Annotated in this window: 12 protein-coding genes; 6 read left to right on the top strand and 6 right to left on the bottom strand. The window is 66.1% G+C overall.

The features are described 5' to 3' along the window. The 4 genes from LNV28_RS17575 to LNV28_RS17560 form a co-directional block, all read right to left on the bottom strand. Entirely contained in the window at nucleotides 1-1,452 is a 1,452-nt protein-coding gene (locus tag LNV28_RS17575; RefSeq protein ID WP_263517635.1) for a sulfatase family protein, read from the bottom strand. A 67-nt stretch (nucleotides 1,453-1,519) separates the two neighbouring features. Further along, nucleotides 1,520-2,275, bottom strand: a complete 756-nt coding sequence (locus LNV28_RS17570; protein WP_263517634.1) for a substrate-binding periplasmic protein — start codon at nucleotides 2,273-2,275, stop codon at nucleotides 1,520-1,522. A gap of 43 nt (nucleotides 2,276-2,318) precedes the next feature. Next, the gene (gene malZ / locus LNV28_RS17565; RefSeq protein ID WP_263517633.1) at nucleotides 2,319-4,238 is read right to left on the bottom strand and encodes a maltodextrin glucosidase; all 1,920 of its coding nucleotides are present in this window, start codon (nucleotides 4,236-4,238) and stop codon (nucleotides 2,319-2,321) included. Between the two features lie 96 nt (nucleotides 4,239-4,334). Beyond that, nucleotides 4,335-6,197, bottom strand: coding sequence for a response regulator transcription factor (locus tag LNV28_RS17560; protein WP_263517632.1), 1,863 nt, complete (start codon nucleotides 6,195-6,197; stop codon nucleotides 4,335-4,337). Between the two features lie 131 nt (nucleotides 6,198-6,328). Here LNV28_RS17560 and LNV28_RS17555 point away from each other — a divergent pair, with 131 nt between their 5' ends. The 4 genes from LNV28_RS17555 (at nucleotide 6,329) to LNV28_RS17540 (ending at nucleotide 11,908) form a co-directional block, all read left to right on the top strand. After that, on the top strand, nucleotides 6,329-7,738 hold the full coding sequence (locus LNV28_RS17555) for an MATE family efflux transporter (RefSeq protein WP_263517631.1): 1,410 nt from the start codon (nucleotides 6,329-6,331) through the stop codon (nucleotides 7,736-7,738). 60 nt (nucleotides 7,739-7,798) lie between these two features. Beyond that, nucleotides 7,799-9,874: a TonB-dependent receptor plug domain-containing protein gene (locus LNV28_RS17550; protein ID WP_263517630.1), complete on the top strand. Its 2,076-nt coding sequence runs from the start codon at nucleotides 7,799-7,801 to the stop codon at nucleotides 9,872-9,874. Next, on the top strand, nucleotides 9,871-10,422 hold the full coding sequence (locus LNV28_RS17545) for a YfiR family protein (protein WP_263517629.1): 552 nt from the start codon (nucleotides 9,871-9,873) through the stop codon (nucleotides 10,420-10,422). Before LNV28_RS17550 ends, LNV28_RS17545 begins: the two co-directional genes overlap by 4 nt. Before the next feature lie 136 nt (nucleotides 10,423-10,558). Then, nucleotides 10,559-11,908 carry an esterase-like activity of phytase family protein gene (locus tag LNV28_RS17540; RefSeq protein ID WP_263517628.1) on the top strand — a complete coding sequence of 450 codons (1,350 nt, stop codon included), beginning with the start codon at nucleotides 10,559-10,561 and terminating at the stop codon, nucleotides 11,906-11,908. A 64-nt stretch (nucleotides 11,909-11,972) separates the two neighbouring features. Here LNV28_RS17540 and LNV28_RS17535 read toward each other — a convergent pair whose 3' ends face one another. Together LNV28_RS17535 and LNV28_RS17530 are read right to left on the bottom strand one after the other, a co-directional pair. Next, complete coding sequence (locus LNV28_RS17535; protein WP_263517627.1) at nucleotides 11,973-12,560, bottom strand: GGDEF domain-containing protein; 588 nt, start codon at nucleotides 12,558-12,560, stop codon at nucleotides 11,973-11,975. Nucleotides 12,561-12,674: 114 nt separating this feature from the next. Then, on the bottom strand, nucleotides 12,675-14,600 hold the full coding sequence (locus LNV28_RS17530) for a glucokinase (protein ID WP_263517626.1): 1,926 nt from the start codon (nucleotides 14,598-14,600) through the stop codon (nucleotides 12,675-12,677). 617 nt (nucleotides 14,601-15,217) lie between these two features. On the opposite strand from LNV28_RS17530, the gene glk reads away from it, so the two are divergent. Together glk and LNV28_RS17520 are read left to right on the top strand one after the other, a co-directional pair. Then, the gene (gene glk / locus LNV28_RS17525; RefSeq protein WP_263517625.1) at nucleotides 15,218-16,240 is read left to right on the top strand and encodes a glucokinase; all 1,023 of its coding nucleotides are present in this window, start codon (nucleotides 15,218-15,220) and stop codon (nucleotides 16,238-16,240) included. A gap of 303 nt (nucleotides 16,241-16,543) precedes the next feature. After that, entirely contained in the window at nucleotides 16,544-19,417 is a 2,874-nt protein-coding gene (locus LNV28_RS17520) for a TonB-dependent receptor (protein WP_263517624.1), read from the top strand. The last annotated feature ends 24 nt before the right edge of the window (nucleotides 19,418-19,441 follow it).

Raw genomic sequence — 19,441 nt, 5'->3', positions numbered from 1 at the left:
TCAGTCCTTGCGGGCCGGCGCCTCGGGCGCATCGACGCCGTAACGGTCGGCCTGGCGCTCGCCGCGCACCCAGTGGGTGTAGACCTCCGGCGTGATGGGCAACATCTCGGCGTTCCATTGCTCCCACTGCGTGCGCATCGCCGCCAGGCGTTCGGGCTGGGCCGCGGCCAGATTGGCGCGTTCACGCGGGTCGCGGCTCAGGTCGAACAGGAACTCATGCTGGCGGATGCGCAGGTACTTCATCGAGCCCTCGCGCAGAGCCCGCTGGCCCTGGGCCTTGTAGCGCCAGAACAGGCGGCGTGCTTGCAGCGGCTGGCGGCCCTGCAACAAAGGCAGCAGGTCGATGCCATCGCTGGCCAGGGCGGGGGCGCCGGCGGCGGCCAGAAAAGTGGGCAGGAAGTCCATGCTGATGGCCGGCTGCTCGCTGACACCGGGTTGCAGCTGCGCCGGCCAGCGCAGAATCAGAGGCACGCGGATGCCGCCTTCCAGCAGCTCGGTTTTTTGGCCGCTGAAGGGCCAGGTGCGCGAGAAGCGCTCGCCGCCGTTGTCGCTGGTGAAGACCACCAGGGTATTGTCCTCCAGCCCTTGCTCGCGCAAGGCTTGCAGCACACGGCCGATGCCGCGGTCCATGGCTTGCACCATGCGGCCATAGGTCTCCAGGCTGCCGCCGTCGTGGTGCAGCAGGCTCTTGAGCCGAGACGCCAGGGCTGCGTCCTCCGGGCCTTCCCAGGGCCAATGCGGCGCGGTGTAGTGCAGGCTCAGAAACAGGGGGCGGGGGTCGCTCTTGCAGGCCTCAATGACTTCGACCGCCCGGCTGCTCAGCAGGTCGGTGTAGTAGCCCTGGGTGTCGAGCAGGCGCTCGCCGTCCCAGAAATCGACTTGTGCTTTGGGGCCGGTGCTGTCCTTGTGATTGAAGTAGTCGATGCCACCGCCCAGATTGCCGTAGAAGCTCTCGTAGCCACTCTTCAGCGGGCCGAAGGCCGGCGGGTGGCCGAGGTGCCATTTGCCGACCAGGGCCGTGCGGTAGCCGGCGGCGCCCAGCTGGCCCGGCAGGGTGGGGTGCTCGGGCGGCAGGCCGTGGGGCGAGTCGCGGCTGGGGATGGGTTCTTCCAGGCCTACGCGCAGACGGTACTGGTAGCGGCCGGTGATCAGGGCGGTGCGGGTGGCTGAGCAGACCGGTGAATTGGCGTAGGCCTGAGTCAGGCGCTGGCCTTGCGCGGCCAGGCGGTCCAGCACCGGGGTGCTGAAGTCGGTCTGGCCGTAGCAGCCGAGGTCGCCCCAGCCCAGGTCGTCGGCCATGATGAAGACGATGTTCGGCCGGGCGCCGGCGGGCTGCTTTTCTGCCGCTTGCGCCGCGCCCGTGCCCAGGCTCAAGCCGGCGGCGGCGCCCAGGCTGTGTTCCAGCCAGTCGCGTCGGCTCCAGCGGCCGCTGTGGGGGTGTTCATCGCGCATGCCGGTCTCCGCTGCTTTGCAAAGCTGGGCATGCTAGCCGGGCAATGCGGCCTAGCCCCTCGGGGATTCACTGGTAGCTGCGCAGGATGGCGTTCAGTCGGCCGGACTTTTGCAGCTGCTCCATGGCCCGGCGTAGGGCGCGCACCTTGTCTTCGGGCAGGTCGCGGCGCGCGTACAGGCTGTAGTTCTTTTCGTTGACGACAAAGGGCGGCGCGAACTGCTGCGGATCGATGCCGGTCTGCCGCAGGGCGTAGCTGAGCAGGTAGTCCGAGGAGATCACCGCATCCAGGCGGTCGACGGCCAACATGCGCACGCCCTGGAAGGGGTCGGCCATGGGGAATTTCTGAATCGCCTCGTCCTTGTTGATGCTGTCGTCATAGAAGGCGCCGCGGGCCACGCCGAGCAGGCGGCCGCGCAACTGGCTGACTTGGCTGATGCCGGCGGCTTTGCGCGTCAGCACCACGAACTTGAAGCTGTGAAAGGGCGTCACCCGTTGGGCCAATGTGTCCAGCTCCGGCCCATCGATGCCGACCACCAGATCGGCACTGCCGTCCTTCAGGCCCAGGGCCAGACGCACATAGACGGCGGAGCTCAGGCTGACGCTGAGCTCCGCCTGCTGGGCCAAGGCATTCATGATCTCGATGTGCATGCCCGGGCGCTGAACCTCGCCGCGCAAGGTGTAGGGCGCCACATCGTTGACCAGCACGCGCAAGGGTGCGGCGGGGGAGCCGGGCGTAGAAGTTTGCGCCGCAGCACCGGCGCCGGCGCAGAGCAAGCAAAGCGCCAGCAGCGAGGCCGGCCATGAGGGTCGCAAAACAAGCATGCGGCAGTTTAGTGCCGCCTTCATCAGCCGAAATCTTGCTCGCTCACTCGCTCAGCAGCAGCACGCTGGCCCGAGCCGGCAGCTGCAGGCGCAGACGGTGACCGCCGTCCAGCGTCTCGAAGGCGGCGGGACCGTGGCCGGGCTGCAAGCCGCGCCATTGCTGCACTTGCAGGGGCAGCTGCCAAACGGGCAAGTCCAGGCTCAGGGCCTGGTCGCCGCGGTTCACGGCCACGACCGTGGCTTCCCAATCGGTGTAGCGTGCAAACACCAGGGCCTGCTCGCTCACGGCCAGGGTCTGCACCGCGCCGTGGCGCCATTCGCCGCGGCTCTGGCGCAATTGGATCAGTTCGCGGTAGTGCTGGAACAGGGGCTGGTTCCACTGCTCGCGGTCCCAAGGGAAGGGGCGGCGGCAGTCGGGGTCCTGGCCGCCGGGCAGGCCGATCTCGTCACCGTAATAGACGCAGGGCGCGCCCGGGCTGGTGAAGAGCAGGGTGGCGGCCAGGGCCATGCGGGCCCAGTCTTCGCCGAGCAGGGTGAAAAAGCGCGAGGTGTCGTGGCTGTCCAGCAGATTGAGCTGGGCCAGCTGGTTGGCGTAGGGAATGGTGGCGCGGCCGCGGGCCAGCCAGCGCTCGAAAGCCACGGTGCTCAAGCGGATCGGCTGGTAGGCCACGTCCAGCCCGGCCAACCAGGCGCGCACCGGGTGGGCGAAGCCGTAGTAGTTCATGGCCCCGTCTTCCTGATCGCCCTGCAGCCAGCGCGTGGCTTCCGAGAAATGCTCGCCCAGCACATAGGCCTGGCCGTTCTCCTGCTTGATGGCCTGGCGGAACTCGCGCACGAATTGGGCGTTGTTGCGCGCGCCCGGGCCTTCGCCCAGCATGTGGATGACGTCGAGGCGCCATCCGTCGACGGCATAGGGTGGGCGCAGCCAGTGGCGCAGCACCGCGTTCGGCCCGGCGTAAATGGCTTGGCGCAGCGGCGCCGAGCTGAAATCCAGCACCGGCAGGGAGTCGTAACCCTTCCAGCCCAGCGGCCGGCCCTGGCCATCGAAGGCATAGAAGCTACGGTAGGGCGAGTGGATCGCCTGCGCCGCACCCAGCTCCGCATGCACGCCGGTCTGGTTGAACCAGGGGTGGTTGACGCCGGTGTGGTTGACCACGGCGTCCAGCACCAGGCGCATGCCGCGCGCGGCCGTGGCCTCGCGCAGCTCGACCAGCGCGCGGTTGCCGCCCAGCTGTGCGTCGACCTGGAAGTAGTCGTCGCAGTCGTATTTGTGGTTGCTGCCCGAGCTGAAGATGGGGTTCAGGTAGAGGGCGCTGATGCCCAGTTCCTGCTGCAGATAGTCGAGCTTCTCGACGATGCCGGGCAGGTCGCCGCCGTAAAAGCTGTTGGCCGCATGGGCCGGGTCCACCGGTTCATGCCAGGCCGGCTCCACCACGGCGCGGCCCGCCTGACCGGGCAAGACCTGACCCTGGCGGCTGGGCGGCCGCTCGCTGTGCTCGGCGGCATGAAAGCGGTCGGGGAAGATTTGATAGAAGACCTGCTCGCGCACCCAGTCGGGCGGCTGGTGCTGGCGATTCAGGCGGAAATGCAGGCTCTCAGGCGGCAGGTGCTCATGCAGGCCGTCGGCCGCCAACCAGCGCTGCGTACCGTCCACCAGCACCTTGAAGGCGTAGAGCGTCAGCGCATTGCCATGGTCCCAGGGCAGCCAAGCCTGCCAGCGGTGCAGCTGGCCCTGGCGGCCGACGTAGCACATGGTGATCAGCTGCTCTTCATTGTCGGGCTGGCTGCGCAGATAGACCTGGTCCAGCTGCTCGCGCTCGCTGAGCAGGCTGATCTCGCAGCCTTCGGGCTGGCGCTGCAGCCAGGGGGCGATTTGCGGGTGGATCAGCAGCAGCGGCGATGGCGCGGCGCCGTCGGTCGCTGGGGCCTGGTGAGCTGGGGCGGTGGCGGGCTGTGCGTGCATCGGATCTCCAAGTCTGGCGTGGCCGGCATTCTGCTCAGCGGGCGGCGCTGAAATCATCCGCCCCGGGGGTTGAATCGGGGGTGGAGGCCGCGACCTTCAGCGCGGCGCTGAGCGCGCTCTTTGCAGCGCTTCCTCGCGCGAGCTGATGTGCAGTTTGGCGTAGAGGCGGTTGATATGGGTCTTGACCGTGGCGAGCGAGACGAAGAGCTGGGCGGCGATCTGTTCATTGCTCAGCTCATCGCCGATCAGGCACAGCACCTGCCATTCGCGCGGCGTCAGGCCAAAGGGCGGCGGCAGACCGCGGTCTGCGGCTTGTGCTTGGGCCACGGTACTCGCTTCGGCAGGGTTCGTCGGATTGGCGGTCGGGACCATGGTTGCCGCTTCGCCCCGCAAGGCCTGCAGCCAGCGCCTGGCGTTCTGGCGCGCCAGTGGGTGGTGAACGATGGCGGGCTGAGCCAGCAAGGCCGCCAGCGGCCCGACCAGCTTGGGCGCGAGCAGGCGCACGCGCTCCAGGCCGTCCTCCAACTGGCGCGGGCCAGTCAGCTGCTGCAGGCTGTCGCGCAAGCCTTCGAGCCCGGGCACGGGGCTGCTGCTCAGCGCACGTAGCAGCTCCTGCTGCCAGGCCAGGCGCCGCAGGCCGCGCGCCTGCATGGCCTCGGACCAGGCGCGTAGGCGTGCCTCCGGCCAGGGGCGGGCGGCCAAGAGGGCGGCGCAGCCCTGCAGCCAGGCGCGTTCGAAATCGAAGAGCTGGGTGGCGGGGGAGGGCGTCACCGCAGTGGCCTCGTCTGACTCGGCCGCTTCGTCGTTCAGCGCCGCCCAGTGCAGCAGGCGCGCTGTCTGGTGCTGCAGCGAGGCGAGGTGGATCTGCGCCTGCAGCAGGCGGTTGCGCCAGCGGTAGCAGTAGAAGGTCTGGCTCTCGCGCTGGCTCAGGCTTTCGATCTGGCGGGCGGCCGCCTCGATCTGCCCGGCATTCAGGCCGGCCTGTGCCTTGGCCACCAGCTGGGGGAAGGCGTAGTAGTGCTCGGGTGGCAAGGGCCCAGTCACCAGGCCCAGCGTTTGCCGCAAGCCCTGGGCTTCCGCGCTGAAAAATCGAGCGGTGTCGCCGGCTTCGGTGCCGGACTCGCTGTCCAGTTCCAGGTGCACCTCGGCCAAGGCTTCCAGGGCCTCGATCTGCAGCAGGGCGCAGTCGTCGCGTCGGGCGCCTTTGAGGGCTGCAGTCAGCGGCGCCAGCGCTGCCTGTGGGTGGCCGGCAGCCAGCCAGGCTCGGCCCAAGGTGGCGCGTGCCAGCAGGGCGGGCGGTTCGAGATCGTGCGGAAAGGCGTCGATGGCGGTTTGGGCGGCTTCGACCGCGCGCGCCGCCTGGTCAAAGGCCAGGGCAATGCGGGCCTGCAGCGTGGCCTTGAGCCCGGTGCTCAACCCTGGGGCCTCGGACAGCAGGCGCTCGACCGTGTGCGGCTCGCCCAGGGCTTCGATGGTCCAGGCCAGGCGCAGAGCCAAGAGCTCGCCCTGCTGCAAGGCCGGCTGCAAGAGATTGGGTTTCAAGAGGCGCCCGGTCAGGGCCTGGGCCGGGCTCAGCAGCAAGCTCCAGCCGGCGCGCTCCAACACCTGCAACTGCAGGGCCGCCCAGCCGAACTCAAGCGCCAGCTCGGCCGCCTGCACCGCCTGCCGACTGCCCAGCAGCAACTCGACCGCTCGGCCCAGCATGGCGTCGAAGCCCTGCGGGTCGGTCTGGCGCCACTGCGCGACGGCGGCACGTGCATCGTCGCTGACCTGGGCCTCGGGGCTTAGCCTTTGCAGTTCGCGCGGCGCACAGGCCAGAGCCGCCGCCACGATCGCCGTGTCCTGCACGCTAAGCAGGGCTTGCACAGCCAGGCGCTGGCGGCTCAAAGTCAGGTCGGCCCGGGGCTCGCTCTGCGACGGTGCAGCGAATTCGGAGGGCAAGTGGAGGGGATGGCTCACGAAGGGGCGGGGCGTGCGCTGCGGGCTGTGCATCAATTCCACTCCGGGGGTGGATGCTCTGCGGCAAGGCTGTGGCAACAATGGGGTGCCCGCAGTCTACGTTCATTCGCCTCGCTCTCTCCCTTCCTTCCGTGCCCCACAACGCCGCCTCTCCCGATCAGCCGCCTCCGGCGCTGCGCCCCGCTCCCTCCCTCCGTCCCCAGCCGCGCCTGCTCAGCCTCGCCTGGCCCTTGTTCACCGAGCTGGGTCTTGGCATCGCTCTGGGCTTGGTGGGCATGGCTCTGGCTGCGGCGATCTCGGATTCGGCCGGTGCCGCTTTCGCCCTGGCCAACCATGTGTCGGCCATGCTCTTCATCCTGTTTCGCATCATCGGCGCCGGGGCCAGTGTGGTGCTGACCCAGAGCCTGGGCGCTGGCCGGCGCGATGCCGCCGATGCCGTGGCCCGGGCGGTGCTGGGCGCCAGCAGCTGGATCGGACTGATCACGGCCCTGGCGGCCTGGTTCCTGGCCGCACCTTTGCTGCGCTTGCTCAATGCCCCGCCCGAGGTCTTGCCTCTGGCCCAGCCTTTTTTGCAGGCCCTGGCGCCGGCGCTGCTGCTCGATGCCTGGAACGCCTCGATGAGCAGCGTCATGCGTGCCCATTTGCGCAGCCGCGAGGCCTTGGGCGTGGTGGTGCTCATGCATGCGCTGCACCTCTTGCTGGCTTGGCCGCTGATGCAAGGCTGGGGGCCTTTGCCGGCGCTGGGGCTGCCCGGTTTCGCCGTGGCTTTGGGTCTGAGCCGCGCGGCGGGCTTGAGCCTGCATCTGCTGCTGTGGCGTGCGCGCCTGGGCCTGAGGCCGAAGCGCAGCGACTGGTGGCGGCTGCCGCGCGCCGAGTTGGCGGCGGTGCTGCACATCGGCCTGCCGGGTGCGGCCGAGAACATCGCCTATCGCCTCGCCTTCATGGTCAGCGTGGCGGTGGCGGCACTCTGGGGTGCCGGCGCCCTGGCCACCCATGCCTACGTCTCGCAGCTGATGTACGGCGTGCTGCTGTTTGGACTGGCCACCGGGTTTGCGGTGGAAATTGTGGTCGGCCACCTGATCGGCGCGGGCCAGCTGCATGCGGCGAACCGCATCGTGCGGCGGGCGCTGGCGCGCGGCCTGGTGGTCAGCGTGCTGGTGGCCCTGAGTGCGGCGCTGGCCGGGCCCTGGCTGCTGGGCCGCTTCACTTCGGACGCGCAGATCATCCGCGCCGGCACCCAGCTGCTCTGGCTGACCGTGCTGCTGGAGCCCGGGCGGACCTTCAATCTGGTCGTCATCAATGCCCTGCGCGCGGCCGGCGACGCGCGCTACCCGGTGCTGGCCGGTGCCGCTTCCATGGTGCTGGTGCTGGCCGGCGGCGCCTGGTTTTTGGGTGCCTTTTGCGGCCTGGGCCTGCCTGGGATCTGGTTGGCCTATGCGCTGGACGAGTGGATTCGCGGCCTGCTGATGTGGCGGCGTTGGAACACTTTGGCCTGGGTGCCCATGGCGCGGGCCGCGCACCGGCGGCTGCGAGCGGCATGATTTGACGCCGGCGCAAGATCTGCGACTTGTGCCGGCCGGGCTGCTGCGATACTCAGTTCGATGAGCCCGAAGTTCGAATTCAGCGCTATGTCCGCAGCTCTTTCTGCCGCTCTTTCTGCCGTGCTTGGTGCCGCGCTAGAGGCCGGTTTGCCGGCCGGTTTGTTCATGGCCGCAGGCTTGCAGATGAGCGTGGCCCAGGCTCAGCAGGCGCCTCCAATTGCTCCGGCTGTCGCCGCTTCGGCCGCCGCTGAACCTGACCTGGAAGAGCTGCTGCGCCAGGAGCTGCGCGAGGTGCCGCGCGAAGTCGAGGTGTCCGCCGCCTCGCGCTTTGCCCAAAGTGCGGCCCAGGCGCCGGCCGTCACCTATGTGGTCACGGCGGCCGAAATCCAGCGCTACGGCATGCGCAGCTTGGCCGACATCCTGCGCGCCATGCCCGGCGTGCACATCAGCTTTGACGGTATCTTCAGCTACATCGGCGCGCGCGGCCTGGGCCGGCCGGCCGACTTCAACAGCCGCCTGCTGGTGCTGCTGGACGGCATGCGGGTCAACGAGAACATTTACGACGCGGCCCTGATCGACGGTGACTTCTTTGCCGATGTCGATCTGATCGACCGGGTCGAGTACGCGCCGGGACCGGGCTCGGCGGTCTATGGCAACAATGCTTTCTTGGGCGTGGTCAACGTCATCACCAAGCGGGTCGACAAGCTGCGCGGCGGCCAAGTGCGGGCCAGTCTCAATTCCGAAGGCCAGCAGCGCGCCCGCGCCAGCTGGGGTTGGCGTGGTGAGTCGGGCTGGGAGGGCTGGCTGTCGGGCAGTCAGATGCGCCACGTCAATCGGCCCTTGCTGAACGAAGCACCTCCCGAGCATGAGGCGGCCTTGCGCGAACTCAAATGGAGCCGTGAAAAGCGCCTGATCGGCGGCCTCAGCGGCGAAGGTTTGAGCCTGCGTGCTGGCTTCAGCGATGTGCAGGACGGTTTCCCCTATTTCCTGACCGAGGACACCTGGCAGTTGGGGCAATACAAGAGCCGCGGCGTCAACAACTTCCTGTCTCTGGACTACGAGCGCAGCCTGGGCGAGAACTGGGATCTGGCCTTGCATCTGTCCAGCAAGCGGGTTGACTTCCAGAAGCATTCGCCCTTTCTCTCTGAGCCTGAAACCATCCTGAATTACAACGAGCGCAGCCTGGGTCGCTGGGTCAATGGCGACCTGCGCCTGAGCAGCCAGGCCTGGGCCGGGCACAAGCTGATGCTGGGGCTGGAGTACCAGCGCGACCTCGTCCAGCGTGTGTCTACCAATGCGGACACCTACGGTGATTTGTATGTCTTCGAGGGCGAAAACCGTCGCAATGGTTTCTTCATTCAGGACGACTGGCGGCTCAACGACACCCACCGCCTGATTCTCGGTCTGCGCCAAGATCGTGCTCAGGTAGGCGGCAGCAGTTGGAACCCGCGTCTGGCCTGGGTCTGGAATGTCCGTTCAGACGCCACCTTCAAACTGCTCTACGGCAGTGCGTTTCGCGCCGCCAATCTGTTCGAGTTTCAGTCCAATGATCCTCGTTCCCTGCCCACGCCCGAACCGGAGCGCGTGCGCACGCTGGAGGCGGCCTGGGATCAGTCTTTGAGTCCACAGCTGCAACTGCGGGTCTCGGCCTATGTGTCACGGCTGAAGAACCTGATCAGCCTCGACGATTCGCCTCAACCCTATTTCATCAACAGCCCCAGATTGAGCAACCAAGGCCTGGAGCTGGGCCTGGAACGACGCTGGGACCAGGGCGCGCAGCTGCGTGCTTCGCTCTCGCTGCAGCGCACCCGTGATGCCCAGGGCAAGGGCTTGAGCAACTCGCCGCATGCCCTGGTCAAGCTGCACTACAGCCGCCCGCTGCTGGGCGACCGCCTGCAGCTGGGTTGGCAGCTGCAAGGCGTCAGCCGACGCAGCACCGATGGCGATGACTTGCCCGGTTATGTGGTCAACAATCTGAACCTGCTCTGGCGGCCCACGGCGGGCCACGAGCTGAGCCTCGGGCTCTACAACGTGGGCAAGACCCGCTACTTCGACCAGCCCGCGTTGCAGAGCTATCCCGTGCCACAGGCCGGCCGGGTGCTGCAGCTGAGCTGGACCTGGAGCATGGACCCATGAGCGTTTCGGCGCTGACTGTCATGCGCTGGCTGCAGCCTCTGGGCTTGACGACCACGCTGCTGTTTCTGCTGCTGGCGCTGGCGCCCGCGCGCGCCGGCCTGGGGCTGGACGATGCGCAGCTGAAGGCCGCCTTCATCTACCGCTTTGCCCAGTTCACCCAGTGGCCGGGTCCGGCCGCGACGGAATTCAGCTACTGTGTGGTGGGCAGTCCGGTGCTGCGCGAGGCCATGGCTTCGCTGGCACAAAAGCCCCATCTGGTCAGTGTTGTGCGGGTCCGTTCGGTCAGCGAGCCGGCCCAGGCGCAAAGCTGCCAGGTGCTGGTGCTGGGCCTCACGGAGCGCAGCGAACTGCTGCGTTGGCAGCAGGCCTTGGGCGCCGAGCCGGTGCTGGTGGTGGGTGACAGCGCCGAGGCCTTCCGTGCCGGGGTCAGCATCGCGCTGATGGTGGAGCCGAACGGCCTGGCATTTCGCATCAACCACAGCGAGGCCAAGCGCCGCGGTCTGAGCCTGAGCTCGCAGATGCTCAAGCTGGCGCGCGAGGTGAAGTAGCGCGCTGCGACTGGTCCGGGAGAGCGGTCTCGCGCCATGGGCCATTTGCGCCATGCGCGCTTCATGGCGGCGTCACCCCGTGCTTGAAGAATGTGCCGCATTCGCAGGATGTCCCTGCGTGTGAGGAGTCTTCGTCATGAAATCAAAAACACCGGCGCTGCGCCTGCTGGCCGCTTTGGGCTGTGTTGCCCTGTCCCTGCCCGCTGCTGCGCAGCTGAACACTCTGGTCGGCTGGGCCAAGATGCCGGCCAACACCTTCGCGGACGGCCCGACCTCGGGCCAATTCGCCTCGGGCGCCGGTGGCAACCCCTTGCCCCTGCTGAACAAGCAGCCGGTGCAAGGCTTCTCGGCCGTGCTGAACGGCCCGACTGCCGGCAGCTACCTCTTCATGCCGGACAACGGCTTCGGTACCCAAGGCAATTCCGGCGACACCTTGCTGCGCATGTACGCTGTGACGCCTGATTTCAAGACCGCCCTGGGCGGCAGCGGCACCGTGTCGGCCGCGAACTACCAGACCGGCACCAGCCTGACGGCCTTCAATGCCGACAGCCGCATCAACCTGGCCGACCCGGACCGCAAGCTCGGTTTCAAGATCCAGGCCGATTACACGAACTACTACAACAACGCCGCCAACCCCCTGGTCGATGCCAGCATCCGCTCGGGCCGCCTGCTGACTGGCGCCGATTTCGACATCGAGTCGGTGCGCAAGGACAAGAACGGCAATCTGTGGTTCGGTGAGGAGTTCGGCCCCTTCCTGCTCAAGGCCGATGCCACGGGCAAGGTGCTGCGCGCCGAGGTCGGCATGGGTGGCGTGATGTCGCCGCAGAACCCGTACCTGAACGGCGGCGTGGCCACGCTGGGTGCCTCGCGCGGCTTCGAGGGCATGGCCATCAATCCGGCCGGCGACATGCTCTATACCTTGCTCGAAGGCACGGTCAGCGGCGACGCCCCCAACAGCCTGCGCATCAATGCCTTCAGTGTTGACCAGGAGGCCTACACCGGCCAGCGCTGGCTCTACAAGCTCGATGCCGCCGGCACCAATATCGGCGACATGACGGCGCTGAACGACCATGAGTTCATCATCATTGAGCGCAACAACGCCACCGCCACCGCTGGCGGCACACCCTTCAAGAAGCTGTTCCGCATCGACCTGAATCGCGTCGATGCCCAGGGCTATGTCAGCAAGACCGAGCTGGTCGATCTGATGAATATCGCCGACCCGAACGACTTGAACGGTGATGGTTCCAACACCTTCACCTTCCCCTTTGTCACCATCGAAAGCGTGCTGGTGCTGGATGAGAACACCTTGTTGATTGCCAACGACAACAACTACCCTGGCACGGGCGGCCGTGATCTGGGCTCGGACAACACCGAGTTCCTGAAGATCCAGCTGGCCAACCCGGTGCCGGAACCGAGCAGCTACGCCATGCTGCTCGGTGGTCTGGGCCTGATGGGCGCATGGCTGCGCCGCCGCAAGTCGGTCTGATCCACTTCAGCTGCGCGCGTCATGAAAAACAGGCCGGGTGACCGGCCTGTTTTTATGCTTGGAGTCAAGCGGGCTGCAGGTCCAGGCTGGGCCACTGCTCGGGCTTGATCTCGAAGCGCGGGTACCAGTCCGAGGGCAGGGCGCCGGCCCAGACGCGGTTGTGGTGAGGCTGCAGGCGCTTCTTTCCGAAGGTCAGGCGGGCGTCGGCCAGCGACAGCAGGCTGTGCGCGCTCCAGTCTGAGCCGACCGGGCTGGCGGCGGCGCCCAGGGAAATCGTCAGCGGCGCCGGCCCGGCCAGGCCGGCGAATTCGGCCTGGACGGCGCTGCGCAGGGCCTCGGCCTTTTCCGTGGCCGCCGGCAGGTCGGTGGCCGGCAGCAGCATCACGAATTCATCGCCGCCCAGGTGCACCAGGCTGGCGCCGCTGGGCTGGTGCGCCTTCAGCAGGCCGGCGACCCGCAGCAGCACGGCTTGCGCTTGGGGCTGGCCCTGGTCTTCCAGATAGACCTTGAAATGGTCGAGGTCCATGGTCAGCACCGCCAGCGGTTGGCCCGCGGCGCGCGCGGCCGCGGCCGCCTGATCCAAATGACCTTGCAGGGCCTGGCGGTCCAGCAAGCCGTTCAACTCCAGTTTGTCGGCAATGAGATTGGGCATATCAGCGCTCTCCGGTCTAAGGAACGACCCCATCCTAAGCAGGGGCCCGAACCCGGAGCATGCTCCTTTTCCCGTGGGTCGCCAGCGGCCAGTGCGCCCTTTTCTTGTGCCAGATCAGCGGCTGTGCGAGGTCAGGCGGGCCAGCGGGGAGGCCAAGCTGACACCGGGCGCGGCGCGGCGGGCGCCGCGGCGTGCAGTCGGGCTCTCCGCGTCGGCGGCGGATTCTTCCAAAGCATCCTGTGGGCTGGCAGCGATCAGGCTGGCCGGGTCGCGCTGCATGGCCACGCCGACCGCCAGGATGTCGATCACCAGCAGGTGCAGGATGCGGCTGACCATGGGCAGGTGGGTGGAGACATCCTCGACATGGTCAATGATCAGGGCGACATCGGCCTTGCGGGCCAGCGGCGATTGGCCGGCCGTGATGGCCACCACATAAGCGCCGCGGGCCTTGGCTTTCTCCACCACCTCGAGCAGCTCGGGCAGGCGGCCGCTGTTGCTGATGACCACGGCCACATCACCGGGCTTGAGCACATTGGCGGCCAGCAGCTGCAGGCGCGGGTCGGTGTAGGAGCAACTGGACATGCCGAAGCGCAGGAATTTGAATTCCGCATCCTGCGCCACCACGCCGTAATGGCCGACGGCATAGAACTCGATGCGGCCGGCCTTGAGCAGCAGGGCGACGGCGCGGTCGATCATGTCGCGGTTGAGCTGGCTGCGCACCTGCAGGATGGCCGAGGCCGTGTTGCCCAGCACTTTGGCGCCCAGCTCCAGCATGGAGTCGTCGCCCTTGACCTGGGTGTGAGTCACGGGCACGGTGCCGGTCAGGCCCGAGGCCAGGCGCAGCTTGAAGTCGGACAGGCCCTCGCAGCCCAGGGTGCGGCAGAAACGGATGACGGTGGGCTGGCTGACATTGGCGGCGCGGGCGATTTCGACAATGGGGTCGTTCAGGGCCGAGCGCGGGTGGGCCAGCACATGGTCGGCCACGCGCGCCTCGGCCGGTGACAAGCCTGGGCGGGCACGGCGGATCTGGCCCAGCAGGCCGGCGCCGGGCGCTTCTTCCAGCGTGGCCAGCTGGGCTTGCAGAATCGCCGAGGCGCCTTTGAAGGTGGCGTGCTCGGCGGTGATGACGAAGGTCGGGATGCCGGCCACATAGTCGCTGAAGCGGCCTTTGTCTTCGAAGCGGGCGCGGAAGCTGGAGCGGTCGAAAGCCTCACCCAGGCGCGGCACGATGCCGCCGCCGATGTAGACGCCGCCCAGGGCACCCAGGGTCACCGCCAGATTGGAGGCGGCCGTGCCCAGCAGGCCGCAAAAGACTTCCAGGGTTTCGACGCAGAGCGGGTCGCTGGTGTCCAAGGCGCGCTGGGTGATCTTGGGCGCGTCCAGTTCCTCGGCCTCCTGGCCGGCATGCTCGGCCAGGGCGCGGTAGATCAGCTCCAGGCCGGGGCCGGAGAGCAGGCGCTCGAAAGACACATGGTCGTACTGCTTCCAGGCGTGGCGCAGGATGGCGATCTCGCGCTCGTCGCGCGGTGCGAAATTGGTGTGGCCGCCTTCGGTGCCCAGGGCGATCCAGCCATCTCCGGCCGGGATCAGGCCCGACACGCCCAGGCCCGAGCCCGAGCCCAGCAGGCCGATCACGCTGGGCATGCGCGCCTCGCCACCGCCGACCTGGCGCACATCCAGGGGCGAGAGCCGCGGCAAGGCCATGGCCAAGGCGGTGAAGTCATTGACCACCACCAGGGTGTCCAACTCCAGGCGCTGGCGCATCTCTTCGATCGAGAACTGCCAGTGGTAGTTGGTCATGCGCACCTGGTCGCCCTCGACCGGGTTGGCGATGGCGATGGCCGCGTGGGCGATATGGGGCGTGCCCGTCAGGCCGCTCAGATAGGCGCGGACCGCAGCGTGGAAGTCGGCGTGCTCGGCGCAGCGCAAGGAGGCGATCTGGCTGAAATCGCCGGGTGCCGTCTCCAGGGCGAAGCGCGCGTAGGTGCCGCCAATGTCAGCAATCAGGCGGGGGGCTTCAAACGGGGGCAGGGCAGACATCGGCGTGGGCATCCAGGCAGTGATTCAGGAGACAGGCAATCCAACAAGCAAGCAAGCAATCAATCCAACAAGCGCAGCCAGACAAGCGATGCCGGCGTTCGGGCGCGCGCCAGGCGCGCGGCCCTGGTGGCGCTGCATTATCGGGCGCGGCTCCGAGCCTCGGTAAGCCGGGCTGTCCCTGCCTTGCGCCGCTGGCGCTGCCGGCGCGCTGGGCGCCCCGCTTGCGGGCGTCGAACTCATCGATGTGCGCATGCGAGTCGCTCAATTTGTAGCTTGACTACTTTTCATGTCTTCGGGACGGCAAGCTTGTGCCTGCGGTCTTTGCCGTAGCTTGGGTCTTTTTTCATGGGTAATTTGAAGTATTTTTAGAAATTTCGGCGCGATGTGGCTGAATTGCTCGGGAAGTCGCTCTTGTCACGCGAATGTAGTTTTGCTACCTTTTGTCTGTGCGAACAACGGGCAGTCTGCTCGGGCGCTCAAAAACAGCAAAGCAATGCAGGGACTCGCGGAGTGGCCTGCATCGACCGGGGATCGAGGATGTGGCGAGCAAGAGTTGAGTTCAAGTCAGGGCAGGGTGGCGTGCTGTGAGTGCTGCGCCTGAGCTTCTGCGGCCGGCTGTGACGCCGGAAAAGGGTGTGTCGGCGGCCGGCTACCCGAGCCTGGTGGCGGATGTGGGTGGCACCAATGCCCGATTCGGATGGCTGGCTCATGCCGGTGCGGCGGTTGCTGATGTGCAGGTCTTGCCGGTGCGTGAGCATGGCAGCCCGCTGTCTGCAGTGCAGGCCTACCTGGCGCTGCAGCAGGCTCGGCTCGCGTCGGCGTATCAGGCGCCGCGCCGCCTGGCTTTTGCTCTGGCGACTTCGGTCGGCGGTGATCGCCTGGAGTTGACCAATGCGCACTGGAGCTTCTCGCGCAGCGAGCTGCAGCAGCAGCTGGGTTTGAGTAGCTTGCTGGTGCTCAATGACTTCGAGGCCCTGGCCTTGTCCCTGCCGCGCCTCAGTGCAGCCCAGCTGCGCCAGTGGGGTGGTGTGGGTGGCTTGCCGGGTGGGCAGGGCGCGTTGGCGGTGATTGGGCCGGGCACCGGCCTGGGTGTCGCGGGCGTCTTGCCGTCACGCCATGGCTGGATGGCTTTGCCAGGTGAGGGCGGGCATATGACCTTGTCCCCGGCCGATGCCTTTGAGAGTGAGCTGCTGGCCCATGTTCGGACCGAGTTTGCTCATGTGTCGGCCGAACGCCTGTTGTCGGGCATTGGCCTGCCGGTCTTGCATCAGGCGGTGTGCGTGGTTTCTGGGGTGGCTGGCGCGCCGGTTTTGACGGCAGAGCAGATCGTCGAGCGCGGCCTCTCGGGTGCGGACTCTGTGTGTGAGCGCAGTCTGGCCAGCTTCTGTGCCCTGCTGGGTGGCTTTGCTGGCAATGTGGCCCTGGCGCTGGGTTCGCGCGGCGGGGTCTACATCGGCGGCGGCATCGTGCCGCGCCTGGGCGAGTTCTTCTTTGCCTCGCAGTTCCGCGAGCGCTTCGAGGCCAAGGGGCGCTTCCGTGTCTACCTCCAGGACATCCCGGTGGCCTTGATCACCGACACCTTGGCGGCCCTCAGCGGGGCGGCCTTGGCGCTGGAGCAGCAAGACGGTGATGTTCTGTAGTTGGATGTAGTTGAATTACATCCTCCATGACTTTAGTGACCGCTGTTGTCGGTCAACTGGGATTGAAGTGGTATTGAAAACACGCTAAATCCGCGGTTTTGAGAGAAAAAGACGTCTAAAAATGGTTGCTTGGACGCAAAACTAGGGTTTACGTTTGTTGGTCTGAAAATCTAGTTTTGATACAAACTAGCTCAGACATCAGGTTCGAGGCCCGGTGCCTCCAAAGCGCAAGCGGCGGGGCGGGGCGGCGAAGGGTTCGGTGGTTCGGTCGTTGATTAGCAGTCGAGATTCAGGAGACAAAAGATGAGTACTTCCGCAGAGAAGCGCAAGCAGGCCCTGGCAGTGCAGCGCGAGATTTTCAAAATCAATCCGGTGGCCGTGGGCTGCACCTTGTTGATGATGGCCACGGGTGCGTTTGCTCAGCAAACGCCGGCTCAGCTGGAAACCGTGCAGGTGACCGGTATCCGCAAGGGCATCGAAGATGCCATCTCGGTCAAGAAGAACAACGACTCCATCGTTGAAGCCATCTCGGCTGAAGACATCGGCAAGCTGCCCGATGCCAGCGTGGCCGAATCCATCTCGCGTCTGCCCGGCGTGACCGCCCAGCGCAACAAGTCCACCGGCAAGGCCTCCAGCATCAGCGTGCGCGGCATGTCGCCCGACTTCAACGGCGCTTTGCTGAATGGCCGCGAGCAAGCCTCCAGCGGCGACAGCCGTGGCGTCGAGTTCGATCTGTACCCGTCTGAATTGCTCGGCTCGGTCGTGATCTACAAGACCCCCGATGGCGCCCTGGTCGGCCAAGGCCTGGCTTCCACCATCGACCTGCAGACCGTGCGCCCGCTGAACTTCGGCAAGCGCACCGTCGCTGTCAATTACCGCAAGCAGCGCACCGGCGTGGCTTCGGGCGCTGGCGAAGGCGACGGCGACCGAACCTCGCTGTCCTATGTGGATCAATTCGCTGACCGCACCATCGGTGTGGCCCTGGGTTTTGTGCGTTTTGACGAAAAGGGCGCCGACCAGCAGAAGTTCAATTCCTGGGGTGGCTGGACGCCTGACAACTGGGTGGTCTCGGGCGCGGCGGGTTCGCCGATGCGTACCCTGGGCAATTGCGATCCCAAGGACACCTCCAAGCCTTTGGATGCCTTGTGCAACAGCACCAAGTACAAGGTTCAGGGCGGCTTCACGGCCGACACCGAGACCAGCACCAACAAGCGCGATGGCGCCATGGCCACGTTCCAGTTCAAGCCCAACAAGGACTTTGAATCGACTCTGGACTTCTTCTACTCCAAGGGCAGCTTTGGCCTGAAGAAGACCGGTTTGGAAGGTGCCATTGGTGGCGACACCAACGGTGCTTATGACCCGGCAGGCGTGATCACCAACTACACCCTGGCCAATGGCGTCGTCACCGCAGGCACCCTGAGCAACTACAAGGGCGTGGTGCGCAACCACGTCGAGGGTGGCGCTGACAAGATGCAGTCCTTCGGCTGGAACAACAAGTTCAAGCTCGGTGACTGGCAAGCCACGGCCGACATCTCGCGCTCCAAGGTCACCCGTGACAGCTCGCGTTATGAAACCACGGCCGGCCAGGCTGGTGATAACAAGAACCTGGGCAGCATCAGCTGGACCGGTTTCGATGGCGGCAACTTCACCGACGTCAAGTACAGCACCGGCCTGAGCTATGCCGACCGCGCCGTGGCCAAGTTGACTGACGTCAACGGCTGGAGCGGTGGCGTGAGCTCGCCCCAAGCCGGCTATGTGGCCCTGCCGCATGTGGAAGACAAGGTCGACGCCATCCGTCTTGCGGCGAAGACCGACCTGTCTTTCGGTCCCCTGGTGGCTGGTGAGTTCGGTGCCAACTTCACCAAGCGCGACAAGCTGCGCAGCACGCAAGAAGGTCGTCTGGTCGTGAAGGGTGGCAACCCCTACGGCGTGGCCGATGTGCCTGGCGGCGCCACCAGCGTGGCCGGCACTACCGGCTTGCAAGTGGTGTCTTGGGATCCGCGCGGTTCGCTGGGCGGTATTTATGAGCTGGGCCAGAAGGTCGATGCCGACATCCTGAACAAGGACTGGACGGTCAAGGAAGAAGTCAACACCTTCTACTTCAAGGGTGACCTGGAAGGCGAACTGGCAGGCTTCAAGTACCGCGGCAATGTCGGCGCGCAATACGTGCACACCGACCAGAGCTCGACCGGCTTCAATGTGGACCGCGCCAAGTGCGTGGGCAACACACCGGAAACCTGCCCTGGTGCCACAGTCGGCAAGGGTCGCACGTATTCGGACTTCTTGCCCAGCCTGAACGTGTCTTTCGATCTGGGTTCGGAACAGTACCTGCGCATGGCTGCGGCCAAGGTTTTGTCGCGCGCCAATATGGGTGATATGCGTGCCAGCCTGGGCTATTCGATCAACAGCAGCGGCGGCAAGCAATTGCTGACCGGTTCGGGCGGTAACCCTGATCTGGAACCGTTCCGCGCCAAGGCTCTGGACGTCTCCTACGAGAAGTATTTCGGCAACAAGGGCTATGTGTCGGTTGCCGGCTTCTACAAGAAGCTGGACAGCTACATTCTGCGCGTGCCCACTGTGTTCGACTTCAAGCCCTATATCGGCTCTGGTGTTGTGCTGCCCCCGGGCGTGAGCACGGTCGGCCTGATCAACCAGCCGATCAACGGCCAAGGTGGGAACATCAAGGGCATCGAACTGTCGGTCAACATCCCCCTGTCCATGGCCTCGTCCTGGCTTGATGGTTTCGGCGTGATGATCAACCACTCGAGCACCAGCAGCTCGGTGGAACTGCCCACCGAAGGCTTCAGCGTCGAGAACGTCAGTGCGATCAAGATCCCGCTGCCGGGTCTGTCCAAGAAGGTCACCAATCTGCGCTTCTACTACGAGAAGAACGGCTTCCAGATCGCTGTGGCTCAGCGCAAGCGTTCGGACTTCCTGGGTGAAGTCAGTGACTTCCAGGACAACCGTCAGCTGACCTTCATCAAGGGCGAGTCCATCGTCGACCTGCAGGTCTCTTACGAGTTCCAGACCGGCTGGCTCAAGGGTCTGTCGCTGCTGGCTCAGGGCAACAACATGACCAATGCCCTGTTCCAGCGCTACAACACCAGCCCGAGCGAGATCACGGACAAGATCAAGTACGGCAAGACCTATCTGTTCGGCGCCAACTACAAGTTCTGAACATGAACGCTTGAGCATTTTCTG

The organism is Paucibacter sp. DJ2R-2, from assembly GCF_025717675.1.
Classification (GTDB): Bacteria; Pseudomonadota; Gammaproteobacteria; order Burkholderiales; family Burkholderiaceae_C; genus Paucibacter_A.
This window is presented reverse-complemented; position numbering and strand designations above follow the sequence as displayed.